This is a genomic window from Azospirillum picis (genome assembly GCF_017876115.1).
Lineage (GTDB): Bacteria > Pseudomonadota > Alphaproteobacteria > Azospirillales > Azospirillaceae > Azospirillum > Azospirillum picis.
Genome location: NZ_JAGINO010000020.1, coordinates 109,920 through 131,093, shown reverse-complemented (window position 1 = coordinate 131,093; position 21,174 = coordinate 109,920). Strand labels below are relative to the sequence as shown.

Sequence of the window (21,174 nt, the reverse complement as noted above, 5' to 3'; positions counted from 1 at the left end):
GTCCGTGAGATAACGCGCGTCACCGAACGGTCAAGTCAGCGCCTCTGCCGGTCAAACCTCGTCAGCGACGGGACGCGATGGAGGCAAGCTGGAACAGCACGCGGGCGCACAGCGTCTCGTCGGGCATGTTGGTGCGCTTGCAGTCGGCCTCGGCGTCCACCAGCCGCTCCAACGCCTGGCGGACCTGCCCCGGCGACCAGCGGCGGGCCTGCTTGACCAGCCGCGTCTTCAGCTTGAAGAAGACCGGGGGGCGCAGCGACTCGACGGCGGCTTCCGCGGTCTTGCCGGCGGCGACCTGGACGCAGAGGAGCTGCAGACGCTGGAAGTGGCGCTGGGCACCGCGCAGGATCGGCACCGGGGAGGTGCCTTCCGCGAACAGCCGGGCGAGCGAGCGGTCGAGCGTGGCGAAGTCGCCTTCCGCCGCCGCCCAAACCGGTTCGTCCATCGACAGGGCGGCACTGTCGCCGATGCAGGCCTCGGCATCCTCCAGCCGCACCCGCTTCTCCTGGCCCATGTAGAGCGCCAGCTTCTCGACCTCGCCACGGGCCACCATGCGGTCGCCGACAAGATTGGCGGCCAGGAAGCTCAACGCGTCGGGATCGGCGGCGAGCCCGTGGCCGTGCAGGATGTCGGCGATCACGCGACCGAGCGACGCCTCCTCCTCGACATAGCAGGGAATGGCGACGGCGCCGGCAGCCCCTTCGAAGAGCAGGCGCAGCTTCGAGCGGGCGCCGAGATCGCCCGACTCGGCCACCACCAGGCTGTCGCCCGGCGGAAGACCGTCGAGGAAGGCGGCGAACGCGCCTGCCGCATTGTCCTCGGCATCCCGGACGCGGATGAGGCGGCGCCCACCGGTGAAGGAGAGTGCCGCCGCCTCGTCCACGAGCCGCGCCGGGTCGTCGGCGATCGCCCGGCCGAGGAACTCGGCGACGCGGAACGGGTCGGAAAGGTCCGGCACCACCGTCTTGCCCAACTGGACGGCGCGGTCTCGCACAAGGCCCGAGTCGGGGCCATAAAGCAGCACCGCCCGGACCGTAGGGTCCGGGCTGCGCAGGAAACCGTCGATCGCCTTGGCCTGGAGCTTCACCGGCCTCCCTCCCCGCGGGTCAGGACCCGCGGCCCATATACATGGCGACCCGGGTGGTGATGTCGTTGGAGATGTCGGTGAGCGCCCGGTCGTAGGCGTTCTCCATCGTCACGATCGCGGCGTAATGCTGTTCCAGCGTGTTGTAGCTGATCATCGACCGCGAGTTGGACTGGAACACCACCTTGCCGCTGCCGACCTCGATCAGCCGGTAGGGGGCATTGACCAGAAGCTGGGCGCGCACCGCGGTGGCGTCCTTCTGCAGGGCCAGCTTCTGCTCGACCGCCGACACCGACACGTCCAGCCGGTAGCGCGGATTGCCGGGGCGCCCGCTGGTGTAGAACTTGTCGATCAGCAGGTTGCGCAGCTTCTGGCCCTCCCGGTCGGGAATGGGCGAGATGTCGATGTCGTTGAGCTTTTCGGCCGCCGCGGTGCCGACCCCCTTTTCGCCGTAGAGCGGCTGGAAGCCGCAGCCCGACAGGGCGGCGGCCGACAGGCCGAGCGCGAGGGCGGCGAGCCCCCGCACGACGGCGCGCCTGGAGGAGACGCGCCCGAAGGGCGCGCGGCGGGAGTGCCTGGGTTCAGACGACGACATTGATCACCCGGTTCGGGACGACGATGACCTTGCGCACCGGCTTGCCTTCCAGCGCACGCTGCACGTTGGCATCGGCCAGGGCGGCCTGCTCGGCCGCGGCCTTGTCCATGTCGCGCGGCAGGTCCAGCGTGGCGCGCAACTTGCCGTTGACCTGGACGGCGACGGTGACGCTGTCCTCCACCACCAGGGCGGCATCCGCCTGCGGCCAGGGCTGGTCGGCCAGCAGGGTTTCGTGACCGAGCCTGGCCCACAGCTCCTCGCCCAGATGCGGCATCATCGGGCCGACGAGGCGGACCAGCGACTCGAAGCCCTCGCGCAGGACCCAGGCCTCGCCCTCGCCCGTTCCGTCGAGCTCGGCAAGGGCGTTGGACAGTTCGCGGACACGGGCCACCGCCTTGTTGAAGCGGAACTTGTCGAGATCCTCCGACACGCCGGCGATGGTCTTGTGGACCAGGCGGCGAGCCGCCTCGGCCTTCGGCCCGAGCGACTCCGGCTTCGGCGTGCCGGAGGGCGGCAGCGCCGCCGGCGCCTCGGTCACCATCCGCCACAGGCGGTTGATGTAGCGCCAGGCACCGTCGATGCCGGCCTCGGTCCACTCGAGGTCACGCTCCGGCGGGCTGTCCGACAGCATGAACAGGCGGGCGGCGTCGGCGCCATAGGTGCCGATGATGTGTGCCGGGTCCACCACGTTCTTCTTGGACTTCGACATCTTCTCGACGCGGCCGACGGTGACCGGCGCACCGTCGTCGGCCCGGACCCAGCTTCCGGCCTCGTCCTTCCTCAGGTCGGTCGGCGCGAGCCAGGCGCCGGTCGCGGCATCCTTGTAGGTCTCGTGGTTGACCATGCCCTGGGTGAACAGGCCGGTGAACGGCTCCTGCAGGTCGAGATAGCCGCAGGTCTTCAGCGCCCGCGTCCAGAAGCGGCTGTAGAGCAGATGGAGGACCGCATGCTCGATGCCGCCGATGTACTGGTCGACGCCCAGCCAGTAGTCGACCGCCGAGCGGGTGAACGCCTCGGTTTCGGCCTTGGGCGAGCAGAAGCGGGCGAAATACCAGGACGACTCGATGAAGGTGTCGAAGGTGTCCGTTTCGCGCAGCGCCGGCTTGCCGCAAGTCGGGCAGCTCGTGTGCTTCCAGGTCGGATGGTGGTCCAGCGGGTTGCCGGGCTTGTCGAAGGTGACGTCCTCCGGCAGGACCACTGGCAACTGGTCATCGGGCACCGGGACGATGCCGCAGGACCCGCAATGGACGACCGGGATCGGACAGCCCCAGTAGCGCTGGCGCGAGACGCCCCAGTCGCGCAGGCGGTACTGCGTGGTGCGCTCGCCCCGACCGGCCGCCTCAAGCCGCTTGCCGGCCTCCTCCTTCGCCAGTTCGGTGTCGAGGCCGTCGAGGAAGGCGGAGTTCCGCAGCACGCCGGGACCGGTGTAGGCCTCGCTCCCGACGTCGAAGGCCGCCGGATCGGCGTCGGCCGGGATCACCACCGGACGGACCGGCAGGCCGTACTTGCGGGCGAAGTCCAGGTCGCGCTGGTCGTGGGCCGGGCAGCCGAAGATGGCGCCGGTCCCGTATTCCATCAGCACGAAGTTGGCGACGTAGACCGGCAGCTCCCACGACGGATCGAAGGGATGGACGACCGTGAGGCCAGTGTCGAACCCGCGCTTCTCCGCCGTCTCGATCGCCTCCTCGCTGGTGCCCAGGCGGTTGCACTCGGCGATGAACTCGGCGAGTTCCGGGCTGGACGCGGCCAGTTCGGCTGCCAGTGGGTGGTTCGGGGAGATCGCGGCGAAGGAGGCGCCGAACAGCGTGTCGGGCCGGGTGGTGAAGACCTCCAGCTCGTCCTCTCGCCCCTTGATCTTGAAGCGGAAGCGGACGCCGGTGGACTTGCCGATCCAGTTCTCCTGCATGATGCGGACGCGCTCGGGCCAGCGGTCCAGCGTCTCCAGGCCCTTCAGCAGGTCCTCGGCGTAGGCGGTGATCTTCAGGAACCACTGCGACAGCTTGCGCTTCTCGACCAGCGCGCCGGTGCGCCAGCCGCGGCCGTCGATCACCTGCTCGTTGGCGAGGACCGTATTGTCCACCGGGTCCCAGTTCACCCAGGACTCCTTGCGGTAGGCCAGCCCCGCTTTCAGGAAGTCCAGGAACATCTTCTGTTCGTGGCGATAATATTCCACGTCGCAGGTGGCGACCTCGCGGTCCCAGTCGATGGACAGGCCCATGGTCTTCAACTGGCCACGCATGGTCGCGATGTTCTCGCGGGTCCAGGCGGCCGGATGGACCTTCTTCTCCAGCGCCGCGTTCTCGGCCGGAAGGCCGAAGGCGTCCCAGCCCATCGGATGCAGGACATTGAAGCCCTTGGCGCGCTTGAAGCGCGCGATCACGTCGCCGATGGTGTAGTTGCGGACATGGCCCATGTGGATGCGCCCCGAGGGATAGGGGAACATCTCCAGCACGTAGTATTTGGGCCGGGAGGCGTCCTCGCGCGCGGTGAAACAGCCCTTGCTGTCCCACACGCCCTGCCACTTCGCCTCGGTTTCCTTCACATTGTAACGCGACATGAGCGCGGCGCCGTTTCCGTTGGACTGAACATAAGGGCTGATCGCACGCCGCCGGGTCCCTCGGGGACCGGGCGGCGGGTCCGCATCAGAGCTTCGACGCGGCGTTCTGCGCGATGCGCAACTGGCGGGCGCGGGTCAGGACCGCATCCTCGAGCGTACCGGTCGTCTCGGGCCCGACCGGAACCTCGCGCCAGTCGTTGCCGGTGCGCTGCTGCTTGAACACCGACACCCGCACGCCGTCGGAGCGGAGCTGGCGGTCGAGGATGTAAAGGTTGACCTTGAACCGTTCGTTCGGCGAGTCGGGCGGCGTGTACCAGTCGGTCAGGATCACCCCGCCGAACGGGTCGGCCGAGGCGATCGGCATGAAGGAGAGCGTGTCGAGCGAGGCGCGCCACAGGAAGCTGTTGACGCCGATGCCGTTGGCGCTGTCCTGGTCGCCGCCGCCGCGCTTGTTCTTGCCGAACAGGTTGAGACCGCCGTCCGTGCCGAGCAGGCTGCCGAACTTGTAGTCCTTGTTCTTCATCTGCTCTTCGACGGTTTCGGTCTTGCCGCCCCAGCTTGCGCAGCCGGCGACCGAAAGGGAGGCCGCGAGCAAGGCAGGGACAAGGCGAAGGGCGGTCGAACGGCGCATGGTCGGTAACCCGGATCAGAAAAGGGGTTGCCGCGCGCGAGTCACGCGCGGAATGCCGGTGAACAGACCATAAGTGGACGGCCGCACGCAACAGCGGAAGCGTCTTGGCCTGACCCCGCGTCAACAGGAGCGGCGGGTGGGGTTCGACTGTGGCAACGGCTGCGGAGGGGCCGCTACTTAGTGTGCCCCGTGCGACACACTGTCCCCCCAATGCAGCAATCCGCGAGATTTGCCGCTTGCTGGCAAGGGCGGGGGTGCGTACGAAAGTCTCAGCCAGGACGTCAACCAGGCTGAAACATCTGCTGCCAGGATGGAGGCAACAATCATGAACCGTTATCTGCTGGCCGGCGCTGCCGCCGCCGCTCTCGCTCTCGGCGCTGGCGCCGCCAACGCCCAGGCCAAGTTTGAAGTCAAGGTCGGCGGCGACGCCTACTTCGAAGGTGGCTGGGTCGACCAGGACCGCGACGAAGGCCTCCGTTCGACCGAGTTCCGCAACCGCATGCGCATCAACATCATCCCGTCCGCCAAGGCCGACAACGGCCTGGAGTACGGTGCCCGCATGCGTCTGCGCGCCAGCGACGGCAGCCGCAACACCGATGCCGACCGCGCCTACATCTTCGCGCAGGGCACCTTCGGTCAGGTCCGCATGGGTGTGACCAACTCGTTCAACGACGAGACCTACGTCACCGCCCCGCAGGACTACCTGCCGCTCGCCATCTATGACGGCATCACCGCCTGGATCGGCGGCAACGCCACCGGTGGCGCCGCCAACGTCGGCGTTGCCGGCGCGGACATCAACGGCGGCCTGGCCACGCTGAACCGCGGCAGCATCCTGACCCAGTCGATGACCGTCGAGAACAACGCGACGAAGGTCGTGTACTTCTCGCCGCGCTTCGCCGGCCTGCAGCTCGGTGCCAGCTACACCCCGCGCAACGACAGCTCGAACACCTCCGTCGACCGTGTGAAGCCGGCCGGTAGCAGCGCGTTCATCTTCACCGACCTGGTGGAAGTCGGCGCCAACTACAACAACACCTTCGGCGGCATCACCGTGAAGGCCAGCGCCGGTTACTTCTGGGGCAAGGCCGGTGAAGACGCCCCGGGCACCAACTACAAGGACCTCGGCGCTTGGCAGGCCGGTGCGCAGGTCGGCTACGCCGGCTTCAGCCTCGGCGGCAGCTACCTCGACTACGGCAAGTCGGGTCAGAACCGTGCTCCGGGCGTGGACACCCAGGACGCTCGCGTCTGGGTTGTCGGCGGCCAGTACACCACCGGCCCGATCGTCGTCGGTGTGAACTACAAGGTCGGCAAGGACGCCGGTTCCGCCGTCGTCGCCGGCGACCGCAAGCTGAAGGTCATCGAGGCTGGTGCGGGCTACACCGTCGCCCCGGGCCTGACCCTGCAGGCTCAGTACGATCACTTCAAGGCCGAGTCCGACGTTGTCGGTCGCGACGACGAAGGCGATGTCGTGCTGGTTCGCTCGGTCCTGGCGTTCTAATCGGTCTTCCGATCGAACGTCCGGCAAGGACAGGAGAGCGGTGGCTTCGGCCACCGCTCTTTTTTTGTTTATGGGGTTGGCCGCGGCTGGTCCGGTCGATAGGAGCTGCCGACGGAACGCCGCTTTCGAGGCTGGCGTGCGCCCTGATGGCAAATGTCGGACCGGGCCGAATGGGACCGCCATGTGCAGCTTTCCAGACCGGCCACCCGACACGGCCTGGTGTTCGACAGCGCATCCCGGCCCGGAAATCGGTGCCCATTTTTTGACACATTCGCATAAACGGCGAGCAGAAAACGCGCCAGAAATGCGGCAGACAGTACTCGTGCATTGATTTCAAAGGTTTAGCCGTGTGCCTTTGCTGCAACTATGTGGCGGATGAGAGAGTTGGATGACACTTTGCCACTTGCCGCGCATCGCAAGGCGCGTTTTAGTCAAGTCACAAAGACAACTGCCAAGCCCCGGCAACGGGGCGACCGCCAAAAGGATGGACAATCCATGAAGCGCTCTCTCGTCATCGGCTGCGCCGCCGTTGCCCTCGCCGCCGGCTGCGGCACCGCCTCGGCCCAGTCCAAGTTCGACATCATCATGGGCGGCGACGCCTTCTTCCAGGGCGCCTACGTCGACCAGGATCGCGACGAAGGGCTCCGTTCGACGGAGTTCGCCAACCGCTTCCGCCTGAACATCACGCCGACCGCCAAGGCCGACAACGGTCTGGAATATGGTGCCCGCCTGCGCGTCCGCGCCTCCAGCGGCACCCGCAACACCGACAACGACCGCGCGTTCATCTTCGTCAACGGCAGCTTCGGCACCGTGCAGGCTGGCGTGATCAACAACCTGGCCGACGAATACGGCATCATCAGCCCGAACGTCGACGGCATCTCCGGTTCGCCGGACGGCTGGTTCGCCAACTACTACGCCTCGAGCGACCGCCGCGGCATCGAAGCGCCGCTGCCCTACGTGGTCGGCAACCTGCGCACGCTCGAGTCGGGCGATGCCAGCACCAAGTTCATCTACCTGACCCCGAGCTTTGCCGGCTTCCAGCTCGGCGCGTCCTATACGCCGATGTTCGGCAGCTCCAACACCGGCATCAACCGGGTGAAGAACACCACCGGCTACCGCGACCTCGGTGAGGTCCAGGCCACCTACAAGGGTGAGTTCAGCGGCTTCGGCATCGAGGCCAGCGCCGCCTATGCCTTCGCCAAGGCCGATGCGGGCTTCGAGGACCTGTCGTCGGTCCATGCCGGCGCCAACGTCTCCTTCGCCGGCTTCAAGTTCGGCGGCAGCTACGCCTTCAGCGGCGACAGCGGCTACGCCACCGGCCACACCGGCGTGCGCGACAACCAGGTCTGGATCGTCGGCGCCAACTACACCCTGGGCCCGATCCTGCTGGCCGCGACCTACACCGACGCCCGTGGTTCGAACGTCGCGTTCGGTGCCGCCACTGCCGCCGAAGACTCCCGCGCCCACATCTACCAGGCCGGCGTGACCTACACCGTCGCCCCGGGCCTGACCACCGGCCTCGAGTACAGCTATGTCGACAACAAGTCGGCTGGCCTGAACAACGACGCCAACATCGTCCTGTGGGACACCCGCTTCGCTTTCTAAGCGACGGACGTCCGGCAGCAGAAATGAAGGCGGCGGAGCAATCCGCCGCCTCTTTTTTTCTTTTCGGTCCGCCGCCTCGACGGACGACGACCGCAGGGACCGGGACGCCGTGAGGGCGTGAAGGTCGCCGGACAGGTTTTTCCGGCGTCGGGAGGATGGCCCGGCAGCGCCGCCGGGCCGGAACTGCGGAGCGGCCCGCCTTCCCTACTTCTTGGCACCGGCCTTTGCCGCGTCCTTGCCGTCGCCTGCACCTCCGCTGCTGCTGGCGGTCTCGCACATCATGAACAGCACCGATGCCTCCAACGGCGTCCAGACCATCAGGTAACGCGTCTTTTCACGGTCGGCGAGGAACACCAGGGTCTCGGGATCGGTGACGGTCTTCGGATGGATCTCGCCCAGCAGGTAGCCGGTGTTGCCGTAGTTCGCCATCGTCCCCTGGAAGACGTAGTCCAGCCGCTCCTGGTCGCCTTTGGCCAGTTCCCAGCCGAACTGCTCCTGCCGCACGCAGCGGCGCCCGTATTCCTCCAGGATCTTGTCCATGAAAGCCCGGTAGGTGCCGTCGTCCGCCAGCGGATAGGCCGGTTCGCTGAAACGGACCTTGGTCATTGGCGAACCGGCCATGACCTTCTCCTTGCCCTGTTTCGCGCCCGGCTTGGCCGGAGCGGCAGCCTTCGGCGGCGCCTTTCCATGCTCCTGTGCCTGGGCCGAGGCGGCACCGGCGAGGGCAGCGAACGCGATGGCGGCAAGAACAGGGATGGCAAAGGCGGGGGCTTTTGCCGGACTCAGGGCGGAAAGCAGGGAACGAAACGGACTCCGCATGCGGAGATCTCCTCGATGTGCAGGCGGTGGCGATACCGAAGCCTTGGGGCCGGCGCCTTGGGGCGCTTGCGTTTCCGCGGACCGTCCGCTAACACGCCGCGAAAGCGCTGTATACCCGCAGCGATGCCATTGGGGGCCGCCATGACGACGACGCAAGGCACCGGGGAAGAAACCGGTAGGAACACGGGCGCCGACTCGGTGACGAAGCGCCTGGAGGAGGTGCGGCGCGCCATCGCCGCCACTGCTTCCGCCTCCGGAAGCGCAGCCGGCCAGGTGACGCTTGTCGCGGTTTCCAAGACCCATCCGGCCGAAGCGGTGGAGGAGGCGCTCGACGCCGGCCAGCGCGTGTTCGGCGAGAACCGCGTGCAGGAGGCGAAAGCCAAGTTCCCGACGCTGAAGGAGCGTTTCCCGGATCTCGAACTGCACCTGATCGGGCCGCTGCAGACCAACAAGGTCAAGGACGCGGTCGCGCTGTTCGACGTGATCCAGACGCTGGACCGCCCCAAGCTGGCCGAAGCGCTGGCAGAGGAGATGGCGAAGTCGGGACGGCGGCCGCGCTGCCTGATCGAGGTCAATACCGGCGAGGAACCGCAGAAGGCCGGTATCGCCCCGGCGGAGGTCGAGGGGTTCCTCGCCGATTGCCGCGGCCGGCTGGGGCTGCCGGTCACCGGACTGATGTGCATTCCCCCTGTCGACGAGGAGCCCGCGATGCATTTCGCGCTGCTGGCGGAGATGGCGCGGCGGCTCGGGCTGTCCGAGGTCAGCATGGGCATGAGCGGCGACTACGAGACCGCAATCCGTTTCGGCGCCACCCATGTCCGGGTGGGCACCGCGATCTTCGGCGCCCGCCCCTATCCGGTCTGACCAAGCGGCTCCCGTTCCGGCTTTTCAGTCCCTGGCGTCGCTGCTCCGGCCGCTTGGTCAGCCTGCCGGCGTATCGGGCATCCTATTGGCCATCGTATCGGCCGCTTGGCAACTGACGCTGAGCGCACTGCCCGGCCCGCACTCCTTCAGCAGGCGCAGCATGTCCTCCATGGCCAGCGCGACGCACCCTGCGGTGGGCGCCCGGTCCGGGCGGGCAAGGTGCAGGAACACGGCGCTGCCGTGCCCGGGAACGACCGGGTCGTCATTGTGCCCCATCACCACCACGATGTCGTAGACGTGGTCATCCCGCCACATCGTCTCATGGCTGGCGGGATAGGGGCGCCGCACAGGCCGGTTATAGGCCGGATCGTCCGGTGCGTCGCACCAGCCGTCGTCCACGGCAATGGGCTGGACCGGCAGTCCGGTCTGCGGGCACGGGAGACGGTCGGCACGCCACAGCACGCGGCGCAGGACGAAGCGGCCGACGGGGGTGGCGCCATCCCCCTCCCTCTTGTCCTCACGCACGCCACCGCGTCCGAGCACGCAGGGCGCCTCCCCTCCCGGCCACCGGAGGCGGTTGCCGGTCACGCGGATCTCGACGGCCTGCATGGCAGAACGGTCGGTGGCAGCCTCGCTCATCCCGACACCCGCATCGCACCGGCGGACTGGGCAGCGGCGCTCACGGCTTTGCGCGACTGCTCGTATTTCGCCAGATTGCGCATCATCGTCTCCGACAGCATTTCGGTGGGGACCGGCATCGGGCCGGCCTGCATGGGCGCCGTCGCGCCCGGCGACTCATTGGGCAACGCGCCGGCCGGCCCCGCTCCCGTGCGGGGCGCGTCCTGGGCTTGCGGCGGTGCCGGGCCGGACACCCGCGCATTGGCCAGGACGGGACCGGCAGCCGGCGCGACGTTGCGCGGAATGCTGTGCTTTGCCAGGGCGGAGCTGGCCAGCGGCGTGTCGCGCGGCGGCATCTTGGTGGGATGGGGCACGGCGCCACCAGCCGCGAGTTGCGCCACCAGGGCCGGGGACGCCCCATTTCCAGCAGGCGGAGGCTCGGCGCCGAGACGGACCGGCGGACCGGCGGCGGCCAGTGCGCCAGCGAGGCTGCCCGTCGGTGCAGCCGCCGGGCCTGCCGCCTCCGCGGGAGAAGCGGCCGCCGCCGGCCCGCCAGGGGCGTCCGCGACGGCTTCGGCGTTCGCGGGATGGTCGCCGCCGAAGCCAAGCGAAGCCATGACCGTGTCGCCGACATTCTTTCCGGTCGACTCCTCGATCACCGCATTGGCAATCGACGCCATCCCGCCGATCACGCCGCCATAGAGCATGTCTCCCATCACCTGCATAGAGGGCTGAATCGTGTCGCCCGTGATCTCGCGATAGATGGTGTTGACCAGGGGGATGTGCTGAAGCGGGTTGATGACGTCCAGGAAATCCCAGAAGGACATCTCACCCTTGATTTCGACCGGGCCACCGTTGTGGCCGCCGTTGATGACCGGCGATTCCCTTTCGGTCCGTACCGCTTCGCGCGGCGTCGGGTACCGGGAGGCACTGCTGTCGATCGTGGCGGTGGCCATGGTCAGTCTCCCGGCTCGGTGGTCATGCCGATCGTTTCAAGCAAACCCCATGCCAGAAACGGCGACCTGCGGAATCCCGGTTTGCGGGAGGTCTCGGGCGGCCTCCACCCGGAATCCGATTCCCAGCGCATCGGCCACCACGCCCGATCGGCAAGAACTGCCGGTCCGGCATGGCGATTCCTGCCCCCGCGACGACTGCCGGCCGCGGCGCCGGAAACAACGGCGGACGATCAGAACATATGGCCGCTGCGTTCGGCCTTGGTGCGAAGATAGGCTTCGTTGTGGCCGTTGGCTGGGAAGATGTGGGCCACGCGTTCGACCACCGCAATGCCGCAGCGGGCGAGCTGGCGCAGCTTCTCCGGATTGTTGGTCATCAGCCGGACGGCCGAGAACCCCAGTTGCCTCAGCATCTCCGCTGCCGGCAGATAGACCCGCTCGTCCGCCTCGAAACCGAGGATCTCATTGGCGTCGACGGTATCGAAGCCGCGGTCTTGGATGCGGTAGGCCCGCAGCTTGTTCACCAGCCCGATGCCCCGTCCTTCCTGCGCCAGGTACAGCAGGACGCCGCTACCCTGACGGGCGATCTCGGCGATCGCCCCGCGCAACTGGTCGCCGCAGTCGCAGCGCAGGCTGCCCAGCAGATCGCCGGTGAAGCATTCGGAATGAAGCCGCGCCAGCACGGGTCGGCCAGGATCGGGATCGCCGATGACGATCGCCAGATGCTCCGGCCCGCCATCCGCCGGACGGAAGGCATAAATGCGGGTGTTCTCCGCCCCCGCCAGGGGCACGCGCGCGTCGGCGACGCGGCGCAGGGTACGCACGACATGAACCCGGTAGTCGGCGATGTCGGCGGCGCGCACCAACAGCAGGTCATGCTCCGCCGCCCAGCCGGCCGCCGTCTGTCCGGTGCCCGCGAGATCGGCCGTGATGGCGGCCGGCAGCAGCCGCGCCAGCCGGGCAAGGTCGACGGCGGCGGCCTCGCGACTGCCCGGTACCGCCTCCGCGACGGAAAGCCCGGCGGGCAGCACGCCCTGTGATTCGGGATGCTGTTCGGGATCGGCCAGTTCGTGGGCCTGGCCTGCGGTCAGCCCGCCGGGGCGGTCCAGCACCATCGCACCGAAGCCCTCGCTGGACTCCACCGCCGCCTGGTCATCGGACAGGTCGCCGACCGGCTCCGCCGACCGCGGTCGGGCAAGCCCGAGCACCACCGCGCGACGCCGGGTCACCACCAGCCTTGGAAGTCCGCCGGTCAGATCCTTCAGCCGCGCCACCGCATCGGTCCCCACCGATTCCACGGACACCGCCGCGCCCACCGTGCCGTCGGCGCTCTCGATCGCCACGACCTCTCCCCGCCGCAACGCGGCCAGCGCCCGGTCGACGGCACGGACAACAGCCTCGTCGATCGGCGCCCGTCCGCTCTGCGCCGCGCCGATCGGCACTGCATTCGCTGACGCCGCTGGAGCGGACAGGCGGGCCGTGGAGGTGGAGGCGGGGGAGGATTCGGCGTGCATCGTCAGGAGGCTTCGCGTAGCGGGGCGCCAAGTTCGGCGCAGAAACGGGACATGGTGCGTCAGGCGGGCGAAGCAAAGCGCAGGTGGCGCGTCCCTGTCCAGCACTTCCCGCGCGCCACACCGTTGCCGCCGGCGCAACGATCCGGTTAGCCTGCCCGTTCCGGACCGTGCCGGAACCCATTTTCGGGAGCCCTTCCCCCGTGACGATGCAGAACCAGACGCTGCTGCCGCCGGCCATCCATGTGGTGATGCCGGCCAGCCTGCCGCCCTCGTCCTACAGCCGCCGGATGATGGAGGCGGTGCGCGCCGCCGGGGTCGAAATGACCGCCCATGCACTGCCCGGGCAGCATCCGCAGATCGATCCGTCGGCGATCCTGGCCGCGGACGTGACGCTGTCGCGGCTGCCCGACGGCGCGACCGTGCTGCTGGACGGCGATGCGCTGGCGAACCTTGCCGCCAGCCTGCCGGCCGATGATCGCCGCCTGCGCTTCGTGGCGCTGGTCGCCCACCTGCACTGGAATGATCCGGCACTCGGCACCGAGGAGGCCGCCGTGCGACGCAACCTGGAGCAGGGCGTGCTGGCGCTGATGCGCCGCATCGTGGTGCCGGACGAGGTGACCGCCGCGGCCGTGCAGGAGCTCGGCGTTCCCGATCACCGGCTGGTGCGGGCCAGCGCCGGACCGGCGGGGGCCGCCACGATGATCGACGCCCTGCAAGGGAACCTGTGACGCGGCGCCCCCCGACCGGTACGGAGCCGCCACCAGAGCCACCACGACAACCGGCCAGGGCCATGCTACTAAGGCGCGGTCCCGGCGCCGCAGCCGCGGGCAATCCGCTCCACGCCCCTGTCCGCCACGCCCCATGACCTCCGCAAAGCGCATCCTCCTGGTCGACGACGACATCGCCCTTCGCCAGTCGCTGGCGGAACAGCTCAGGCTGCTGGAGGAGTTCGCGACCGAGGAGGCTGGCGACGGGGCGGCGGCATTGGCGGCGGTACGGACCGCCGCATCCGGCGGAACAGGCGGGGCGAGCGGCTTTTCCGCCATCCTGCTCGATGTCGGGCTGCCGGACATGGACGGGCGGGAGGTGTGCAGGTTGCTGCGGCGCGAGGGCGTCCGCTGCCCGATCATCATGCTGACGGCGTCCGCCAGCGATGCCGATACCATCCTGGGGCTGGACTCCGGCGCCAGCGACTATGTGACCAAACCGTTCCGGCTGGGGGTGCTGATCGCGCGGCTGCGCGCCCAGTTGCGCCAGTACGAACAGACCGAGGACGCTGTCTTCGCCATCGGCCCCTACAGCTTCCGCCCCGGCGCCAAACTGCTGCTGGATGAACGGGCCGATCGCAAGATCCGCCTGACCGAAAAGGAAACCGCGATCCTGAAATACCTGTACCGGGCGGGTGGTTCCGTGGTCGGGCGCGAGACGCTGCTGGGCGAGGTTTGGGGCTACAATGCCGGCGTCACCACCCACACGCTGGAAACCCACGTCTACCGGTTGCGGCAGAAGATCGAGGCCGACCCGTCGAACGCCCGCATCCTGGTGACGGAGCCCGGCGGCTACCGCCTGGCGCCCTGACGATGGGGCTCAGCGCCGCCGGACCGGAGCGATACAGCGCCGGCTGCCGCGTTCGGCTATGGTGATCTCCGCGCTGAAGCCAAGCCAACGGTGACGTTCGCGATCGGCCGTCGCTGTGGCCGGTCGCGTGCCGGACAGCCTTGCCTGCGCCAGCCCGACCGCCGAAGGCCCTGCCCAAAGGCCGCGGCCACGCGGAACCACCGGCAACAGCCGCAGCTTGCGCCCGACGATGGCGAGGCGCCGCCGCCAATGGGTGACGTCGTGCGGCGACACCCCGACCCGGCGCGCGATCTCGCGGTCGGACAGCAGGGCGCTGCCCGGATCCTGCAACAGGTCGAGCACGGTCCGGCGCTTATCGGTATCGGCACGGCGCGAATGCTTGCGCTCCAGCGCCTTGCCCATGTCCCACAGCTTTTCGGCGGTTTCACGCGCCAGCGCGCGCCAGCGGTCGGCGTCCTCGCGGTGGCGGTCGGCGTCGCCCGCCGCCTTGTCGAACTGCCGGCGCAGCGTGGCCAGTTCCAGCTCCAGGTCCCTGACCTGTCGGCGCAGGCCGCGGACGAGATCGTCCGGTGCCGGCGGCTGGGCCGGGGCACCGGGCTGCACCACCGTGGGCGGCGGCTCCGGCGCCGGTGCGGCGGGGGAACGGGCGCGCTCGGCCAAATCGCGGAAGGACAGGCCGGCCCGGGACAGCATGATCCGGGCGGCCCGCAGGGCGGACAACGCCTCGCCCTGATGCTCCGACTCGGCCATGGCGAGGACTTTGGCGAGCTTGTCAGGATCCATCCGCGTCGGGTTCCGCCGGAGCCGGTCGCCGCATTTGCGGAGACCCAGAAAGACATGCCGCGCATCACGCGACCACGGCCAACCTACCACATCTTATGGGTTTGGACAGGTGCCCTTCGTGGGTCGCCGGATCGGGGTTTCCGGCACTTTCCGCCGCACCGGACGGATAGGAGACCGCTCGACTTGGGAGAGGGCCGCCACCACCATGGTCCGACCACGACCGTTCGCCTTAGGATCAATTCCCTAGGTGCTCGCGCCGTGTATTCCCTCATCTGAAGCGGACCCGAGGACATTCGGCACCGGGGATCGTCGTGCACACATGCCGCCTCAATCACCCCGACGACGTCACCGACCACAGGGTGGCACATGGCGCCGCAGCCTTTGCGTCGTCACCGACACCGATCCCGTGACCGGCGGTTCCGACCCTGCCGTCCTGGACCTGCTGCGCGGGCCGGCCCGATGGGCCGCGACAGCACCTGCACCGAGGCCGGTATCCGCCACGAACCGGCCGGGGCCATTCACCTGGCGGGGGTGCCGGCGCTTGCCAATCGTTGATCGTTGCCAGGGTTGGGCTTGCGGTGATCGTCCACCATGGTGCTGCCCGCAGCGATGCGGCACTGGACGGCATGCCGACGAGGCAATCCGCCCCGGATTGCCGGCTGCTCGCAAAGTCTTGAGCCGACGCTCCACCCCCGGTTTCCTTGATGGTTGATTCGGTGTTTTTCACTCGCCCCGGAAAAATTACTTGCGCGTGCCGAATGCGACACAGGTTGCTTTGTCACAGTGGCCTCGCGTGACATTCTTGGTATTTAATTCGGCACGCAATCCGGCCGCGAGGGGGCGGCAGGGTCCAGGCGCAGGAGCGCCTGTGGAGAGATCGGGCAAAGCTTCGGGGGGAAAGCGATGCGCATCACCGGCCGTGCCTTGGGAATCCTCGCCGTGCTGGCCGCTGCGGCACAGCTTGCCGGCTGCGCCACCGACACCCGCCTTGAAAGCGCGAAATTGGACGGCGAACCTCGTTCGGTGGTGCTGAGCCACCCGGCCAGCGGTGAGTCGGTGTCCGCCACTTACTGGCGGCCCGGCGACGGCTATGACATGGATGCGCTCCGCGACATCTCCGTCCTGTTCCGCGACCGCCGCACCGACGAGACGATCCCCGTCGATCCGGCGCTGGTCGACATGCTCGTGGAACTGCGCCGGCGCACCGGTGCGCCCGACGAGGCGCCGATCCGCCTCACCTCCGGCTACCGGTCGAGCGCCACCAACGCCAGCCTCGCCCGCAGCAATCCGAACGTCGCCGAGAACTCCTACCACATGCGCGGACAGGCGGCGGACTTTTCCATCGCCGGCATCGCCCCTGCCCGGCTGGCGGAAGAGGCGGCGGCGATGCAACGTGGCGGTTACGCCATGTATCCTCACACCGGCCATGTCCATGTCGACACCGGCCCGTTCCGCACCTGGACGCCGAAGGGCGCCGAGCCGCGGGCGCCGCAGATCCTGGAAGCGCAGGCCCGCGCCCGGGCCAAGGCACGCGAAAGGGCGCTGGCCCAGGCTACCCCCACGGCCAAGACGACGATCCTGGCAGCGTCCAAGTCTCCTGCCATGCCGGCCGTCCGGGGGCGGGTACAGGTCGCCGAGACGACGTCACCCGGCAAGGTTCCGACGAAGCAGCCGGCAAGGTCGGCAGGAAAGCCGGTGCAAAAAACGGCAGCGAGGGCCGCCGGGCCCGACATGGCACGCGTGCGCGTGGCATTGGCTCAGGACGTGCCGCCACAGAAGCCAGCCAGGCGTTAAACTCGGGTCGCCCTGTCCACAACGCGCACGGCCCTTCCATGACAACGCTGCTGATCCTCCGCCATGGTCCGACCGCCTGGAACGCCGAGGGGCGCATCCAGGGCAGCATCGACGAGCCGCTGTCCGTTGCCGGCCGCGCCCGCGTGGCCCGCTACCGGCTGCCGCCGGAGGCGGCCGGGCGGCGCTGGATCGCCAGCCCGAAGCGCCGCGCCTGGGAGACGGCACAGCTACTCGGACTGGATCCCGAGCCCGAGTCGCGCATCGTCGAGATGGATTGGGGGACATGGGAAGGCCGCCGCACCGAGGAACTGCGCGCCGGCGGCCTCATGCCGGACCGCCACGACCGGCTGGGATTGGACTTCAAGGCGCCCGGTGGAGAAAGCCCGCGCGAGGTGCAGGCCCGCTTGCGTCCCTGGCTGACGGATTTGGCAACGGACGGCCGCCCGGCGGGCGCGGTTGCCCACAACGGCATCCTGCGCGCGCTCTATGCCCTCGCCACCGGCTGGGACATGCGGGGACCGCCGGCCGAGGAGCTGGCCGACGGCTGCGCCCACCTGTTCGCTCTCGGCCCCGGCAGCGTCCTGTCGCTGCTGCGGTTGAACATCCCCCTGGTGGAGTAGAGGGACACCGCCCGCCGGGGCTCCGTTGGGGCCGCCGGCGTCTCACACGTCGAGGTCGACGATCACCGGCACATGGTCGGACGGCTTGGGCTCCCAGCCACGGGCGTCGCGGCGGACTGTAACGCCGGTCAGCGCCCCAGCCAAAGGCGGCGTCACCCAGACATGGTCCAAGCGACGTCCGCGGTTCGATGCCTCCCAGTCCTTGGCCCGGTAGCTCCACCAGGTATAGAGCTTCTCGCTCGGCGGCACGAACCGCCGCATGGCATCGACCCAACCGGCCGAGTCCTGCATGGCGCTCAGCTTCTCCACCTCGATGGGCGTGTGGGAGACGACGGACAGCAGCTCCTTGTGGCTCCAGACGTCCTGCTCCAACGGGGCGATGTTGAGGTCTCCGACCAGCACCATGCGGCGGTCGGGAGTGCGCTCCGTCCGCAGCCAGTGGGTCATTTCGTCGAGGAACTGGAGCTTGTGGGCGAACTTCTCGTTCACCGCCGGATCGGGAATGTCGCCGCCGGCGGGTATGTAGACACAGTGCAGCTCGATCCCGCCCGGCAGATGGGCCAGTGCGTGACGGCAGTCCTGCTTGCCGCACCAGTGCTGGACGTCGTGCGACTCGAAGGGCAGTCGCGACAGGATGGCTACGCCGTTGTAGCTCTTCATCCCATGGACGTGGGCATGGACATAGCCACGCTCAGCCAGCGGGCCGAGCGGGAAGTCGGGGTCCACCACCTTGGTTTCCTGCAGGCAGATCACGTCCGGGCTTTCCTCCTCCATCAGGCGGAGGAGGAGGTCCAGACGCATGCGGACCGAATTGATGTTCCAGGTCGCGATGCGCATGCCGGCGGCTCAGGCGATGGTCAGCGTCAGGGTGCCGACGCCTTCGACCTTGCCGGTCAGCACGTCCCCCGCCGCCACCGGGCCGACGCCTTCCGGCGTGCCGGTGTAGATGAGATCGCCCGGCTGCAGCTCGACGAAGGCCGACAGGTAGGAGATCGTCTCCGCCACCGACCAGATCAGGTCGGCGAGATCGCCCTTCTGCCGCGGTTCGCCATTCACCTCCAGAGTGACGGCGCCCTTGTCCGGATGCCCAACATCACCCACGGTGCGGATGGCCGAGCAGGGGGCCGAACGGTCGAAGCCCTTGCCCATGTCCCAGGGCTTGCCTTCCTTTTTCGCGGCGTTCTGCAGGTCGCGGCGGGTCATGTCGAGCCCGACCGCATAGCCGAACACATGGCCGAGCGCTTGGTCGACCGGGATGTCGCGCCCGCCGGTGCCGATGGCGACGACCAGTTCGATCTCGTGATGCAGGTTGGCGGTCTTGGACGGATAGGGAATGGTGGCGTTGTCGGGAACGATGGCGTCGGCCGGCTTCATGAAGAAGAAGGGCGGCTCCCGGTCGGGGTCGGCGCCCATTTCGCGGGCATGGGCGGCATAATTCCGGCCCACGCAATAGATGCGGCGCACCGGGAACGGATCGCCGCCCGTGACGGGCACGGCCGGCTGGGACCACAGGGGAATGGCGAAGGCCATGGCTTCGGCTCTCCGGTTGGGGCTGTCGGATTCGAAGGTCGCCGGATGGGACCGGCCGACAGCTAACCCGAAAGCGGCGGCAAGACCAAGTGCCCAACCATCCGCCCTGCCCTGCATCGGCGCTCCGCACTTCACGGCCCGAAGGAACCACAGCCCGGGGCGTGGCGGCATGAGGATACGAAGACGCCCGGTCTGGGGGGGACCGGGCGTCGGAAGCTCCGATTCGGGAACCCGCGCGCGGCAGGGGAAACCGCCATGCGGGCGATCGGCGCTGAATTGGCGTCGACCACTTCTTGACTCTTCAAGATGGAATTTGTGTGTGGCCCAACCAATACGTTTCGCGCATATCTGATATGCGGAACCTATGGAATGTGCGGTTCTTGCTGACAAACGAAGACCTTGGCCGCATTTTATCCGTTCATCCGATAATTCATCCAAACATGGCATCCACGGTGACTGACAACGAGCGTAATACCCCCGCCGACCGGCGTTCGCGACTGCGGCCCGGCAAGAACGGCAAGCTCGCCCTCGGCCCTCTCCCCGACCTTGTGGGCTACAACCTGCGCCGGGCGCAGATCGCGGTGTTTCAGAGCTTCCAGACCGCGGTCTCCCCGCATGACATCACGCCCGGCCAGTTCGGCGTGCTGATCATGATCCGCGAGAACGAAGGCCTGTCCCAGTCCGACCTGGGCACGGCGGTCGGCATCGACCGCTCGACCATGGTGGCCGTGATCGACCGGCTCGAGTCGCGCGGGCTCGTCGTCCGTGCTCCGTCGCCGAACGACCGCCGCTCCTATGCGCTGCGTCTGTCGCCGGAAGGACAGAGCCTGATGGACGACCTGATCCCGCGCGTGCAGGCCCATGACCAGGGCATGGTCAAGGACCTGTCCCCGGATGAGCAGGCGCAGTTCATCGACTTCCTGCGCCGCGTGTCGCGCGCGAAGTAACGCTTCGCGTTCCAGGCACCGGAGACGACTCAGCAGCCCGCCCCCGTCGGTCTTGGCCGGATGGGGGCGGGCTTTTCTATTTCGGCTGCCTGAAGCCGGCGGAACCGCTCCTTCGTGCAAGTCCGTGTCATTCCACAGGCTGCTGCGCTGCCGCAGCATCGTGTCCATCGCTCCCCTTTCACTCGGCAGCGAGCCGCGACATCGACCGGAACTGCGATGGCGATACCCCTGTCGTTCGCTTGAAGGCATTGGAAAAGGCCGATTCCGAGCCGAAGCCGGTGGCACGCGCGACCTGACTGATGGTCATCGTCCCGGTGGACAGCCAGCGTTGAGCCAAGCGCAGGCGCCAATGCGCCAGGTAGGCGAGCGGCGCCATCCCGGCCAGCGCCTTGAAGCGTGTTGCGAAGGCGGTTCGCGACATCGCGGCGGCACTCGCCAGTTCCGGCAAATGCCAGTTCCTCGCCGGCTCGGCATGCATCAGCCGCAGCGCCGGAGCCAACCGCCGGTCGGCCAGAACGCGCAGCATGCCGGGGGCGAGGTCACCATGGCGCGCAAGATGGACCCGCAGGATCTGCAGAAAGATCAACTGCGCCAGCGCCTTGCACGCAAAGTCCGCTCCCTCGCGGCTGGTGCCGCACTCTTCGGCCAACTGAACGATCAGCGACGCCAAGCGCGGCGCCTCGGTCGAATTGCCGCCGATGTGGATGACATCCGGCAGCCCATCCAGCAGCAGCGAGCCGCAACCTGCGGCCATGTCCACATGCCCGCCGAGGAACAGCATCTCGTCTCCCCCACCCAAGGGGAAGATGCCGGAGGTTGCTCCGGCAAAGAGTTCACGCGCCGGACGCGGCGGAACCGCGGGATCGCTGAACGCGACGAAGGACCGTGGAGCGGCCAGCATGAGCGCATCGCCCTCCGTCATCCGGAGCGGCGCCTCCAGCCCCTCGACCGCCAACCAGCAGCGCCCCCGGGCAATCACGAAGAACTTGAGTTGCTCCGGCGGCGGGAAGGCGATCGCCCAGGCTCCGCCGACGGTAAATCCTCCCGCGCAGACCGCTTGGGCGTCAACAAGCGACAGGACGGCGGAGAAGGGATCGTTGCCCATGATTTGAACGCACGCGCAAGAATCCAGGACGATGGATTATTCGTCGTTCACGGGTACCATCCCATCTCAGGGCGGTCAACGA

The 21,174-nt window shown here is 68.3% G+C and carries 20 protein-coding genes; 8 read left to right on the top strand and 12 right to left on the bottom strand.

From position 1 onward, the window contains the following. Positions 1 to 61 precede the first annotated feature (61 nt). The 4 genes from holA to J2850_RS23370 form a co-directional block, all read right to left on the bottom strand. On the bottom strand, positions 62 to 1,087 hold the full coding sequence (gene holA / locus J2850_RS23385) for a DNA polymerase III subunit delta (protein WP_209987090.1): 1,026 nt from the start codon (positions 1,085 to 1,087) through the stop codon (positions 62 to 64). 19 nt (positions 1,088 to 1,106) lie between these two features. After that, on the bottom strand, positions 1,107 to 1,610 hold the full coding sequence (gene lptE, locus J2850_RS23380) for an LPS assembly lipoprotein LptE (protein ID WP_307354554.1): 504 nt from the start codon (positions 1,608 to 1,610) through the stop codon (positions 1,107 to 1,109). Positions 1,611 to 1,665: 55 nt separating this feature from the next. Continuing rightward, positions 1,666 to 4,236 (bottom strand): leucine--tRNA ligase, encoded by a 2,571-nt coding sequence (gene leuS, locus J2850_RS23375; protein ID WP_209987083.1) that lies wholly within the window; start codon positions 4,234 to 4,236, stop codon positions 1,666 to 1,668. An 85-nt stretch (positions 4,237 to 4,321) separates the two neighbouring features. Further along, positions 4,322 to 4,867 (bottom strand): DUF3576 domain-containing protein, encoded by a 546-nt coding sequence (locus J2850_RS23370; RefSeq protein WP_209987080.1) that lies wholly within the window; start codon positions 4,865 to 4,867, stop codon positions 4,322 to 4,324. A gap of 325 nt (positions 4,868 to 5,192) precedes the next feature. Here J2850_RS23370 and J2850_RS23365 point away from each other — a divergent pair, with 325 nt between their 5' ends. Together J2850_RS23365 and J2850_RS23360 are read left to right on the top strand one after the other, a co-directional pair. After that, entirely contained in the window at positions 5,193 to 6,362 is a 1,170-nt protein-coding gene (locus J2850_RS23365) for a porin (protein WP_209987077.1), read from the top strand. Between the two features lie 495 nt (positions 6,363 to 6,857). Then, positions 6,858 to 7,967: a porin gene (locus tag J2850_RS23360; protein ID WP_209987074.1), complete on the top strand. Its 1,110-nt coding sequence runs from the start codon at positions 6,858 to 6,860 to the stop codon at positions 7,965 to 7,967. A 204-nt stretch (positions 7,968 to 8,171) separates the two neighbouring features. On the opposite strand, the gene J2850_RS23355 is transcribed toward J2850_RS23360, so the two are convergent. Continuing rightward, positions 8,172 to 8,588 carry a hypothetical protein gene (locus J2850_RS23355; RefSeq protein WP_246513420.1) on the bottom strand — a complete coding sequence of 139 codons (417 nt, stop codon included), beginning with the start codon at positions 8,586 to 8,588 and terminating at the stop codon, positions 8,172 to 8,174. A gap of 339 nt (positions 8,589 to 8,927) precedes the next feature. Between J2850_RS23355 and J2850_RS23350 the strand changes: the two genes are divergently transcribed. Next, entirely contained in the window at positions 8,928 to 9,650 is a 723-nt protein-coding gene (locus J2850_RS23350) for a YggS family pyridoxal phosphate-dependent enzyme (protein ID WP_209987068.1), read from the top strand. 57 nt (positions 9,651 to 9,707) lie between these two features. Here J2850_RS23350 and J2850_RS23345 read toward each other — a convergent pair whose 3' ends face one another. The 3 genes from J2850_RS23345 to ribA form a co-directional block, all read right to left on the bottom strand. Beyond that, positions 9,708 to 10,289, bottom strand: coding sequence for a L,D-transpeptidase family protein (locus J2850_RS23345; protein WP_417281593.1), 582 nt, complete (start codon positions 10,287 to 10,289; stop codon positions 9,708 to 9,710). Further along, positions 10,286 to 11,224, bottom strand: coding sequence for a hypothetical protein (locus tag J2850_RS23340; RefSeq protein ID WP_209987064.1), 939 nt, complete (start codon positions 11,222 to 11,224; stop codon positions 10,286 to 10,288). The genes J2850_RS23345 and J2850_RS23340 overlap by 4 nt, the downstream gene beginning before the upstream one ends. Before the next feature lie 230 nt (positions 11,225 to 11,454). Continuing rightward, the gene (gene ribA, locus J2850_RS23335; RefSeq protein ID WP_209987061.1) at positions 11,455 to 12,735 is read right to left on the bottom strand and encodes a GTP cyclohydrolase II; all 1,281 of its coding nucleotides are present in this window, start codon (positions 12,733 to 12,735) and stop codon (positions 11,455 to 11,457) included. Between the two features lie 206 nt (positions 12,736 to 12,941). Between ribA and J2850_RS23330 the strand changes: the two genes are divergently transcribed. Both J2850_RS23330 and J2850_RS23325 read left to right on the top strand, forming a co-directional pair. After that, positions 12,942 to 13,463, top strand: a complete 522-nt coding sequence (locus J2850_RS23330) for a glycosyl transferase (RefSeq protein ID WP_209987169.1) — start codon at positions 12,942 to 12,944, stop codon at positions 13,461 to 13,463. Between the two features lie 133 nt (positions 13,464 to 13,596). Continuing rightward, positions 13,597 to 14,313: a response regulator transcription factor gene (locus J2850_RS23325; protein WP_209987058.1), complete on the top strand. Its 717-nt coding sequence runs from the start codon at positions 13,597 to 13,599 to the stop codon at positions 14,311 to 14,313. 9 nt (positions 14,314 to 14,322) lie between these two features. On the opposite strand, the gene J2850_RS23320 is transcribed toward J2850_RS23325, so the two are convergent. After that, complete coding sequence (locus J2850_RS23320) at positions 14,323 to 15,096, bottom strand: hypothetical protein (RefSeq protein WP_209987055.1); 774 nt, start codon at positions 15,094 to 15,096, stop codon at positions 14,323 to 14,325. 903 nt (positions 15,097 to 15,999) lie between these two features. Here J2850_RS23320 and J2850_RS23315 point away from each other — a divergent pair. Both J2850_RS23315 and J2850_RS23310 read left to right on the top strand, forming a co-directional pair. Further along, positions 16,000 to 16,890: a YcbK family protein gene (locus J2850_RS23315; protein WP_209987052.1), complete on the top strand. Its 891-nt coding sequence runs from the start codon at positions 16,000 to 16,002 to the stop codon at positions 16,888 to 16,890. A gap of 38 nt (positions 16,891 to 16,928) precedes the next feature. Further along, positions 16,929 to 17,510 (top strand): histidine phosphatase family protein, encoded by a 582-nt coding sequence (locus J2850_RS23310; protein WP_209987049.1) that lies wholly within the window; start codon positions 16,929 to 16,931, stop codon positions 17,508 to 17,510. Between the two features lie 42 nt (positions 17,511 to 17,552). Here J2850_RS23310 and xth read toward each other — a convergent pair whose 3' ends face one another. Both xth and J2850_RS23300 read right to left on the bottom strand, forming a co-directional pair. Then, entirely contained in the window at positions 17,553 to 18,347 is a 795-nt protein-coding gene (gene xth, locus J2850_RS23305; RefSeq protein ID WP_209987046.1) for an exodeoxyribonuclease III, read from the bottom strand. A 9-nt stretch (positions 18,348 to 18,356) separates the two neighbouring features. Further along, complete coding sequence (locus tag J2850_RS23300; protein ID WP_209987043.1) at positions 18,357 to 19,040, bottom strand: fumarylacetoacetate hydrolase family protein; 684 nt, start codon at positions 19,038 to 19,040, stop codon at positions 18,357 to 18,359. A gap of 380 nt (positions 19,041 to 19,420) precedes the next feature. Here J2850_RS23300 and J2850_RS23295 point away from each other — a divergent pair, with 380 nt between their 5' ends. After that, positions 19,421 to 19,987: a MarR family winged helix-turn-helix transcriptional regulator gene (locus J2850_RS23295; protein ID WP_246513417.1), complete on the top strand. Its 567-nt coding sequence runs from the start codon at positions 19,421 to 19,423 to the stop codon at positions 19,985 to 19,987. Between the two features lie 178 nt (positions 19,988 to 20,165). Here the strand turns inward: J2850_RS23295 and J2850_RS23290 are convergent, their stop codons facing one another. After that, positions 20,166 to 21,092 carry an AraC family transcriptional regulator gene (locus tag J2850_RS23290; RefSeq protein ID WP_209987040.1) on the bottom strand — a complete coding sequence of 309 codons (927 nt, stop codon included), beginning with the start codon at positions 21,090 to 21,092 and terminating at the stop codon, positions 20,166 to 20,168. Between the last annotated feature and the right edge of the window lie 82 nt (positions 21,093 to 21,174).